We start from the raw sequence: 8,910 nt of genomic DNA, 5'->3' as shown, positions 1-8,910 counted from the left end.
GGCCAGCAGCGCCACGATCACCGCGTACACGGTCACCGCGAACGGCGTGTTGACCAGGCCCGTCACGCTGCCGTCGCTGATCTGCAGGGCACGCCGCAACTGCTGCTCGGCGTTGGGGCCGAGGATCACGCCGATGACGGCGGGCAGCACCGGCAGGCCGTAACGCCGCATGCCGAAGCCGATCAGGCCGATGATCAGCAGGATCACCAGGTCGATGACCTCACCGCCGACCGCGTACGCGCCGACCGCCGCGAAGAACATGATTCCGGCGTACAGGTACGGCCGCGGAATGCGCAGCAGCTTCGCCCACACCGGCGCCAGCGGCAGATTGAGCGCGAGCAGCAGCACCATGCCGACGAACAGGGAGGCGATCAGGCCCCACACCAGGTCGGGTTCGCGCTCGAAGAGCAGCGGCCCCGGCTGGATGCCGTACTGCTGGAACGCGGCCAGCATGACGGCCGCGACCGCCGTGGTCGGCAGACCCAGGGTCAGCATCGACACCAGGGTGCCCGCCGCCGAGGCGGACGCCGCCGACTCCGGTCCCGCGACGCCCTCGATGGCGCCCTTGCCCCACTCGTCCTTGTGCTTGGACAGGCGCTTCTCCGTCACGTACGACAGGAAGGTGGGGATCTCCGCGCCGCCCGCCGGGATCGCGCCGAACGGGAAACCGATGAACGGGCCGCGCAGCCACGACTTCCAGGTCCGCCTCACGTCACCGCGCCCCAGCCAGGGACGGCCCACCGGGATCGGCTCGGGCGGCCTGCGCCGCAGGTGTGCCGCGACCCACAGGGCCTCGCCGATCGCGAAGAGACCGACCGCGACGATCACCACGTCGATGCCGTCGGCCAGTTGGAGCGAGCCGAACGTCAGGCGCTGCTGGCCGGTCATCTGGTCCAGGCCCACCAGGCCCAGGGTGAGACCGATCAGCAGGGAGGCGAGGCCACGGATGCGGGACGAGCCGAGCACCGACGTCACCGCGATGAACGCCAGCACCATGATGGCGAAGTAGTCCGGCGCACCGATGTCCACGGCCAGTTTCGCGACCGTCGGCGCGAGCGCCACCAGCAGGAGCGTGCCGACCATGCCGCCCGCGAAGTGACCGATCGCGGCCGCCGCCAGCGCCTGGGCGCCGCGGCCGGACTTGGCCATCGGGTTGCCCTCCATGGCCGCGACCACCGCCGCGCTCTCACCGGGCGTGTTGAGCAGGATGGAGGTGGTCGAGCCGCCGAACATCGCGCCGTAGTAGATGCCGGCGAACATGATGAACGCGCCGATCGGGTCGAGCCCGTACGTCACCGGCAGCAGCAGGGCGACCGCCATCGCCGGGCCGATGCCCGGCAGCACCCCGATCGCGGTGCCGAGCAGTACACCGATCGCGGCCCACAGCAGGTTGATGGGGGTGAGGGCCGTACCGAAGCCGTCCAGAAGGGAGTTGAAGGCGTCCATGTCACAGCACTCCCATCAGCGGACCGCCCGGCAGGGGCACTCCGAGCAGGTTGTTGAAGACCACGTAGGTCACGAGGGCCAGCCCGGCCGCGATGAGCGGATCGCGGTCGATCCTGCGGCTGCCCAGCGCGAACGCCGCGCCCCAGAACAGCAGCGCCCCGGCGACCGGGAAACCGAGCGGCTCGATCAGGACGGCCGCGCCGAGGAACACCCCGGCGAGCAGCAGCACCGTGCGCCAGTCGGCGGGCTCCGACAGGTCGACGTCCTCGCCGCTCTCGGCCTGGCCGCGACCGCCGCGCAGCACGTCCACGGCGAGCAGGGCGGCGATCACCAGCAGACCGGCGCCGACCACGACCGGCACGGTCTTCGGGCCGACCGGACCGCGCTGGGCGATGTCGACGTCCATGGTGAGCGCGTCGGTCAGGACGAGCACGCCCAGCACCAGCAGCAGCGCGCACACGCCGAGTTCGGAGTGCTCCCGCAGCCACGAACGCTTCTCGCTGCGCTCCGCGGGGGGAATGTCGGTGGTCTGCGTCGTCACAGTCCCAGCTCCTTCAGCACCGAAACCACGCGCTTGTCCTCGGCGTCGAGGAAGGCGCCGAACTTGTCGCCGGTGAGGAAGGCGTCGTCCCAGCCGTTCTGCTTCATGGACTTCTGCCACTCGTCCGAGCCGTGCAGCTCCTCGACCAGCCGCACGAGCTTGTTCCGCTCGCCGTCGTTGAGACCGGGCGGGGCGACGATGCCGCGCCAGTTGGTGAAGTCCACGTCGTAGCCCGCCTCCCGCAGCGTGGGCGCGTCCAGCCCCTCGACACGCTCCGGGCCGGTGACCGCGAGCAGGCGCAGCTCGCCCGCCTTGATCTGGTCCAGGTACTCGCCGACACCGGAGACCCCGAAGGCGACCTTGCTGCCGAGGATCGACGCGAGCAGTTCCCCGCCGCCGTCGAACGGGATGTAGTTGACCTGCTTCGGGGGGATCCCGGCGGCCCGCGCCATCAGCATCGGGGCGAGGTGGTCGGGCCCGCCGGGCGACGAACCGCCGCCCACCGGGAGCTTGCCCGGGTTCTTCTTCCAGGCGCCGACGAGATCGTCGATCGTCTTGTACGGGGAGTCCTTGGCGACCACGACGACGTCCTGCTCCTCGGTGAGCCGGGCGATCGGCGTGGTGTCACCGAGCGTCTTCGGCGCGTCGTTGGAACGGACGGCGCCCACGACCCCGAGGCCCATGGACATGGCGAGTTTGCCGTTGCCGTGCTCGCTCACCAGCCGGCTCAGCCCGACCGTGCCACCGGCCCCCGGCAGGTTGAACACCTCGATGTTGTGGGTCAGTCCGGCGTCCTCGGCGTTCTTCGCGGCCGTCCGGGCCGTGATGTCGTAGCCGCCGCCGGGCGTGTTGGGGACCATGAAACGCAGGCCCGGGATCTGTGTGCCGGTCTCGGAGCCGCTGCCGGTGGTCAGCAGCGGCGGTCCGACGAGCACGAGCACGGCGGCCCCGAGCAGGGCGAAGGGAGTGCGCAGGCGCACGAGTGCCACCACCTGTCGGTACGTCGATGCGGTTGGGTGAAGGCCCTGTGGGGGAGGGTGACGTGGGCCACATGCTGCACTGACGGCCGACGAACTGTCTCTCTTGCGGAACCAACGGAGGTTTTGGTCTTTGCGGTCGGCGTGAAAACGCGAGCGCGGCGTGCACGTCTCTTTCCCCCGCCGCAGGTGGACGCCATGATGGGCGGCCCCGGCGCGGAAGGAGGCACGATGACCAGCCGGCCCGCTACGCCCGGCAGGACCGACACGATCGACGTCCTCGTGGTCGACGACGACTTCATGGTGGCCAAGGTCCACCGTGCCTTCGTCGAGCGCGTCGAGCCGTTCCGCGTCGTCGGTGCCGCCGGTACCGGCGAGGAGGCCGTCACGGCTGTCGACGCCCTGCGCCCCGACCTGGTTCTCCTCGACCTCCACCTGCCGGACGTCTTCGGCCTCGACGTCATCCCCCGGCTTCGCACCGCGGGCCACGACTGCGACGTCATGGTCGTCAGCGCCGCCCGGGAGGCCGAGACGGTACGCGATGCCGTCCGGCACGGGGTCGTCGACTACCTGCTCAAGCCGTTCGAGTCCGAGGAACTGCGCACCCGCCTGGAGCGCTACGCCGACCGGCGCGGCCGGCTGCTCGGCACGATCGTGCGGGGCCAGGCCGACGTCGACCGCGTACTGGCCGGAGCGGCCGCCCCGGGCTCGGCCGCCCCGGCCCTGCCGAAGGGCATGAGCGTGGAGACCGCCGAGCTGGTCGAGCGGGCCCTGCGCGCGGCGGACGGCACCCTCTCCGCCACCGAGTGCGCCGCCCTGACAGGCGTGTCCCGCGTGAGCGCCCGCCGCTACCTGGAGTACTTCCACTCCGTCGGCCGCGCGGAGGTGTCCCTGCGCTACGGCGTGGCGGGCCGCCCCGAACGCCGGTACCGCTTCCGCGAGGCGCCCCCCGGGATGCGGCGGGACGGCGAGGCGCGCGCCCAGTAGCGAACGGGCCGTCCCGCACCAGCCTCAGGCACGGCGGCACGGCCTCCGGGATGCGGATGCGCTCGTGGAGTTCGGCGTCGTCGAGGAGGCGGGACTCGGTGACTGGCCACCTGTGGGCCTCGGCGACCCGCGCGGTCAGCCGCCGCACCTGCGCGGGCGAGGTGGCGATGCGGAGGGAGGGGTAGGCCTTCTTGAGGTAGTAGGCGGTCCACAGGCCGGTGAACCCGGCGCCGACGACGCACACGTCCGCGGTGGTGTCACCGGGCAGCGTGGGCCGCAGCGGGGGGGCGTCCGCCGATCGCCTCGAACCATAAGGAGACGTTCCCGTCGACCAGGTCCGCTCGTGGGTCGGTGGTCGAGTGCATGGCGTGATCACGGCACGCCGCAGCCACCTGTCACGGCAGGCCCTCTACCAGCGCCTGCACATCGTCGAGGACATCCTGGGCGCGGACCTGGAGTCCGGCGACCGCCGGGCCCAGCCGCACGTCGCGATCGCCGCCCTCGACGCGCAACGGGCCCGGAAGCGCTCCTGAGACCGGCGAGCGTCAACGACGTGGAGGCGCGGCGCAGTCCACGTCCCGGGCCGGCAGCCGGCCCGTGGCGAGGTACGCGTTGACGGCGGCGTCCACGCACGTACTGCCGAAGATGCCGTACACCCCGTGCTGGTCGGCGCCGCGCAGGGTGACCAGGCGCGAGGAGGGCCAACGGGAGCGGACCGCCGTGGCGCCCTCGTAGTAGGTGCGCGGGTCTCCGGTGGCGTTGACGAGGAGCGCCGGCAGGTCGCCCCGGACCGTGGTCGGTCGCTCGCGCGGCCGGTCCCAGTACGCGCACGGGTTGACGTTGTCGGTCACGGGCGCGAACAGCGGGTCCTTCGTGCGGGCACGCTCGACGTCGCGCCAGTAGACCTCGGGGTCCCGCGGAGCGGCGTTGTCGCCGCACACGATCGCCGTCTGCACGCTGCCGTAGGGGGATTTGGCGCCCGTGAGCACGAAGTCGAGCACCCCGGCGAGCCAGGGGGACGGCGTGACCCGCTGCCCCTGCGACGCCCGCAACATGTCCCGCACGCCCTGTGCGAAGTTCCCGAAGGCGGCGTCGTTGTCCTGGGAGAGGCCGTTGAGGACGACGATCGGCATCACGTGCGCGTCCAGCCGGTGGTCGCCGAGCCGCAGCGGGATGCGGGCGGCGGCGGTGCGCACCTGCTCCACGGCGGCCAGGACCTCGTCCCGAGTACGGCCCAGACCGTAGGCCGCGTCGCGGTCGGCGGCCCAGGAGGCCCATCGCTTCAGGGCCTGGCGGTTGGCCGGCTCGACGCCCCGCCACAACCGGGCGCTGTAGCGGTCCGGGTCGATCACCCCGTCCAGGACGACCCGGCCGGTGCGGCCGGGGAACATCGAGGTGTACACCTCGCCGAGGTAGCTGCCGTACGAGTAGCCGAGATAGGAGATCCGCCGCTCGCCGAGCGCGGCCCGGACGACGTCCATGTCGCGTGCGGTGTTGCGGGTCGTGGCGTGGGGGAGCGCGTCGCCCGCGTGGCTGCGGCAGCGCTCGGCCAGGTCCTTCGAGAACGCCGCCGTACGGTCGAACCCGGCCCGGCCCTCGCCGGCCCCGCGCCACGCCGTACCGGTCGGCCAGCGGCAGTCGAGCGGTGTGCTGCGGCCGACGAAGCGGGGATCCACGCCCACCACGTCGTACCGGGCGGCGACGTCCTTCATCGCCTCGCGCACCCACGGTGCGTCGCCGAGCGACGGTCCGCCGGGGCCGCCGCCGTTGAGGAGCAGCGGGCCGACGCGGTGGGCGGTGTCGGTGGCGCGGATCCGGGAGACCGCGACGGTGATGGTGCGGCCGCCGGGATCGGAGTAGTCCAGCGGTACGGTCACGTCGGCGCAGCGGGCGCCGGCCTGCTCCAGTTCCTTGCCGGTCGTGTCGTCCGGGCCGAGCACGCAGCTCTTCCACGCGAGGTGCTGCTGGTGGAAGCGGGCGAGCGGGTCGGGGGCCGCCCGAGCCGTGGCGGGCAGTGCCGTGAGGGCGAGGGCGGCGGCTGTCAGCGCGAGGGCGAGTCTGCTCGCCTTTCCCGAGGAACGGGATAACACGTGGTGTCCTTTCTGTCGCCGATATCCCCTCCGTGGCCTGGCAGGGACATGCCGGGAGGGGCGTCGTGCGACAGAACGGTAGGGACGAGCCGCAGTCTGATCACTCCGGCTGGCAGCCGGATCATGGTGGGGGAAACCCCCCGCATGAAGCCCTGGAACGCCGTTTCCATGGCGGCGGCAGCAATCGGAAACTCCGCCTCAAGCTGGGAGAATGCTGGGGCGGACCTTGTGCAGGTCGGTGCAGGGGGGTTGTTCAGACATGCGCTCGCGCCTAGGGTCACCTTCCGAGTGCAAGCGCTTTCCAAGCGTGTGTCCGCCGGCTGTCCGAGGAGCGCCGCATGTCCGTGTCCCCAGGGTCTCCCACCCGCCGCCGTGCGGCCGTCGTCGGTACCGGAGCCATCGTCAGTGGAAGTCACCTTCCCGCGCTGCGGGCCCACGCCGACCGGGTGGAGCTGGTCGCCGCCGTGGACGTGGACCAGGAGCGGCTCGACGCCTTCCGGGAGCTGGCCGGCGGCCAGGTCGCCGGGTACACGTCGGTGGACGCCATGCTGGACGCGGAACGCCCCGACCTGGTCCTGATCGGGACCCCGCCCTCCCTGCACCGGGACCAGACGGTGGCCGCGCTCAAGGCCGGTGCCTGGGTGCTCTGCGAGAAGCCGCTCACCCTGTCGCTCGCCGAGTACGACGAGATCGCCGCCGCCGAGGAGGCCTCGGGCGCGTACGCGTCGGTCGTCTTCCAGCACCGCTACGGCTCCGGTGCCGTGCACGCCCGCGAGCTGATCACCGGCGGCGAGCTGGGCGCCCCGCTGGTCGCGCACTGCCAGACCACCTGGCACCGGGACGCCGCCTACTACGCGGTGCCGTGGCGCGGGAAGTGGGCCAGCGAGGGCGGCGGGCCCACCATGGGCCACGGCATCCACCAGTACGACCTGCTGCTGCACCTGCTCGGCGAGTGGGAGGAGATCCAGGCCATGGCGGCCCGGCTCGTCCACGACACCGAGAGCGAGGACGTCTCCACCGCGCTGGTCCGCTTCCGCGGCGGTGCCCTCGCGACCGTCGTCAACAGCGTGCTCTCCCCGGACGAGGTGAGCAGGATCCGCGTGGACTGCGCCGACGCCACCGTCGAGCTCACCCACCTGTACGGCCACACCAACGACAGCTGGGTCTACACCCCGGCCCCGCACGTGGCCTCCGACCGGGCCGCCGCCTGGCGCACCCCCGCGAACGACGTGCCCAGCTCGCACACCGCCCAGCTGGGCGCCCTCCTCGACGCCTACGACACCGGCACCCGGCCACCCGGCAGCGGCCAGGACGCCCGCACCACCCTCGAGTTCGCCGCCGCCCTGTACAAGGCGGCGTTCACCGGCCGCTCCGTGCGCGCGGGCGAGATCGGCCCCGGCGATCCCTTCTACGAGGCCATGCACGGCGAGCACCCCGACTGGGCCCCCAAGGAGCGCGCATGAGCATCCGAGTCACCCACACGCACGGCGAGGACATCGCCGTCACGGCGGCAGGCGGCACGGAGATCCTCCGCTACGTCTACCGCCCCGACCCGGACCCGTTCGAGTCCCGCAAACCGTACGCGCACCCGGTACGCACCCTGTCCGGCCGCACGGTCACCGGCTACCGCCCGAGCGACCACCGCTGGCACAAGGGCCTGCAGATGACCGCGAGTCATCTCTCCGGCCAGAACTTCTGGGGCGGCAACTGCTACGTCCACGGCCAGGGCTACCTTCCCCTGCCCGAGCGCGTCGGCTCGATGCGGCACGACGGCTTCTCCGACTTCACCGTCGAGGACGACCGCCTCGCCTTCACCGAGAACCTCACCTGGATCGAGAACGGCGGCGAGGAGTGGGCGCGCGAGGTGCGCGGCCTGACCGTGCACTCGGTGGACGAGGAGGCCGGCGCCTGGGCGCTGGACTGGTCGATCCGCCTCACCAACACCCGTTCCACGCCCCTGGCCTTCGGCTCCCCGACCACCGCGGGGCGTGAGATGGCCGGCTACACCGGACTCCAGTGGCGGGGCCCGCGCGACTTCACCGGTGGCACGGTCTTCGCCCCGGACACCGACGCCGACGCCGGCAAGCTGATGGGCACCCAGGGCCCCTGGCTCGCCTTCACCACCGAGCACGACGACGTCGACGGGCACTCCACCCTGGTGTTCGCGCACGCGCCCGAGAACCTCGACGAGACGTCCGCGATCCACGAGTCGCACTGGTTCGTCCGCTCCGAGCCCTTCCCGACGGTCGCCTTCTCCTGGGCGTTCTTCGAGGAGTTCGAGCTGCCGCCGGGCGAGTCCTTCGGCTACCGCTACCGGCTGGTGGTCGCCGACGGCGCCTGGGACAGCGACCGGGTCGGCACCCACCTGGAGGGCCTGCCGTGGTGAGCGACCCGAAGCCCGCCCTGCCGCACCCGCTGCCCGGCGCGATCGGCCTGTCCCACCTCAGCGCCTACGACTGGGAGGCCGCCGACGGCGTCTGCGGTGGCAGCCCGCACCTGCACCTGGTGTGCACCGAGGCGTACGTCGTCACCGGCGGCCGGGGCGCGGTCCAGACCCTCAGCCCCGACGGCTACCGGGACATCCCCCTGGCGGTCGGCTCCATCGCCTGGTTCACGCCGGGCACCGTGCACCGCATGGTGCAGGGCGGCGATCTGCGCATCACCGTGCTGATGCAGAACAGCGGCCTGCCCGAGGCCGGGGACGCCGTGTTCACCTTCCCGCCCGACGTCCTCGCCGACCCCGAGAAGTACGCCGCCGCGGCCACTTTGCCGCCCGGCACCGGACCGGAGACGGAGGCCGCCGCCCGGCGCCGCAGGGACCTCGCCGTACAGGGGTACCTCGTGCTCCGCGAGGCCCTCGTCGCCGGGG

General features: G+C 72.4%; 8 protein-coding genes and 2 pseudogenes. 5 read left to right on the top strand and 5 right to left on the bottom strand.

The window, feature by feature from the left end:
• The 3 genes from SSQG_RS03435 to SSQG_RS03425 all read right to left on the bottom strand — a co-directional run.
• Positions 1 to 1,446, bottom strand: a 1,446-nt coding sequence (locus tag SSQG_RS03435) for a tripartite tricarboxylate transporter permease (RefSeq protein WP_003988303.1), incomplete at its 3' end; no start/stop codon positions are given.
• A 1-nt stretch (position 1,447) separates the two neighbouring features.
• Entirely contained in the window at positions 1,448 to 1,987 is a 540-nt protein-coding gene (locus tag SSQG_RS03430) for a tripartite tricarboxylate transporter TctB family protein (protein ID WP_003988302.1), read from the bottom strand.
• Positions 1,984 to 2,967, bottom strand: a complete 984-nt coding sequence (locus tag SSQG_RS03425; RefSeq protein ID WP_039934677.1) for a Bug family tripartite tricarboxylate transporter substrate binding protein — start codon at positions 2,965 to 2,967, stop codon at positions 1,984 to 1,986. The genes SSQG_RS03430 and SSQG_RS03425 overlap by 4 nt, the downstream gene beginning before the upstream one ends.
• A gap of 228 nt (positions 2,968 to 3,195) precedes the next feature.
• On the opposite strand from SSQG_RS03425, the gene SSQG_RS03420 reads away from it, so the two are divergent.
• On the top strand, positions 3,196 to 3,951 hold the full coding sequence (locus SSQG_RS03420; protein WP_003988300.1) for a response regulator: 756 nt from the start codon (positions 3,196 to 3,198) through the stop codon (positions 3,949 to 3,951).
• Positions 3,952 to 4,117: 166 nt separating this feature from the next.
• Here the strand turns inward: SSQG_RS03420 and SSQG_RS43860 are convergent.
• Positions 4,118 to 4,316: pseudogene (locus tag SSQG_RS43860) on the bottom strand (FAD-dependent oxidoreductase); the annotation flags it as partial.
• A 3-nt stretch (positions 4,317 to 4,319) separates the two neighbouring features.
• On the opposite strand from SSQG_RS43860, the gene SSQG_RS38790 reads away from it, so the two are divergent.
• Complete coding sequence (locus SSQG_RS38790) at positions 4,320 to 4,484, top strand: helix-turn-helix domain-containing protein (RefSeq protein ID WP_244299035.1); 165 nt, start codon at positions 4,320 to 4,322, stop codon at positions 4,482 to 4,484.
• Positions 4,485 to 4,496: 12 nt separating this feature from the next.
• Here the strand turns inward: SSQG_RS38790 and SSQG_RS03415 are convergent, their stop codons facing one another.
• Positions 4,497 to 6,041: an alpha/beta hydrolase gene (locus SSQG_RS03415; RefSeq protein WP_003988298.1), complete on the bottom strand. Its 1,545-nt coding sequence runs from the start codon at positions 6,039 to 6,041 to the stop codon at positions 4,497 to 4,499.
• A gap of 338 nt (positions 6,042 to 6,379) precedes the next feature.
• Here SSQG_RS03415 and SSQG_RS03410 point away from each other — a divergent pair, with 338 nt between their 5' ends.
• The 3 genes and pseudogenes from SSQG_RS03410 to SSQG_RS03400 form a co-directional block, all read left to right on the top strand.
• Complete coding sequence (locus SSQG_RS03410; RefSeq protein ID WP_003988297.1) at positions 6,380 to 7,504, top strand: Gfo/Idh/MocA family protein; 1,125 nt, start codon at positions 6,380 to 6,382, stop codon at positions 7,502 to 7,504.
• Positions 7,501 to 8,427: a PmoA family protein gene (locus SSQG_RS03405; protein ID WP_003988296.1), complete on the top strand. Its 927-nt coding sequence runs from the start codon at positions 7,501 to 7,503 to the stop codon at positions 8,425 to 8,427. Before SSQG_RS03410 ends, SSQG_RS03405 begins: the two co-directional genes overlap by 4 nt.
• A pseudogene (locus SSQG_RS03400) lies at positions 8,421 to 8,910 on the top strand (cupin); the annotation flags it as partial. The gene SSQG_RS03405 and the pseudogene SSQG_RS03400, both read left to right, overlap by 7 nt.

The sequence above is a fragment of the Streptomyces viridochromogenes DSM 40736 genome (assembly GCF_000158955.1).
In the GTDB taxonomy this organism is placed as follows: domain Bacteria; phylum Actinomycetota; class Actinomycetes; order Streptomycetales; family Streptomycetaceae; genus Streptomyces; species Streptomyces venetus.
This window is presented reverse-complemented; position numbering and strand designations above follow the sequence as displayed.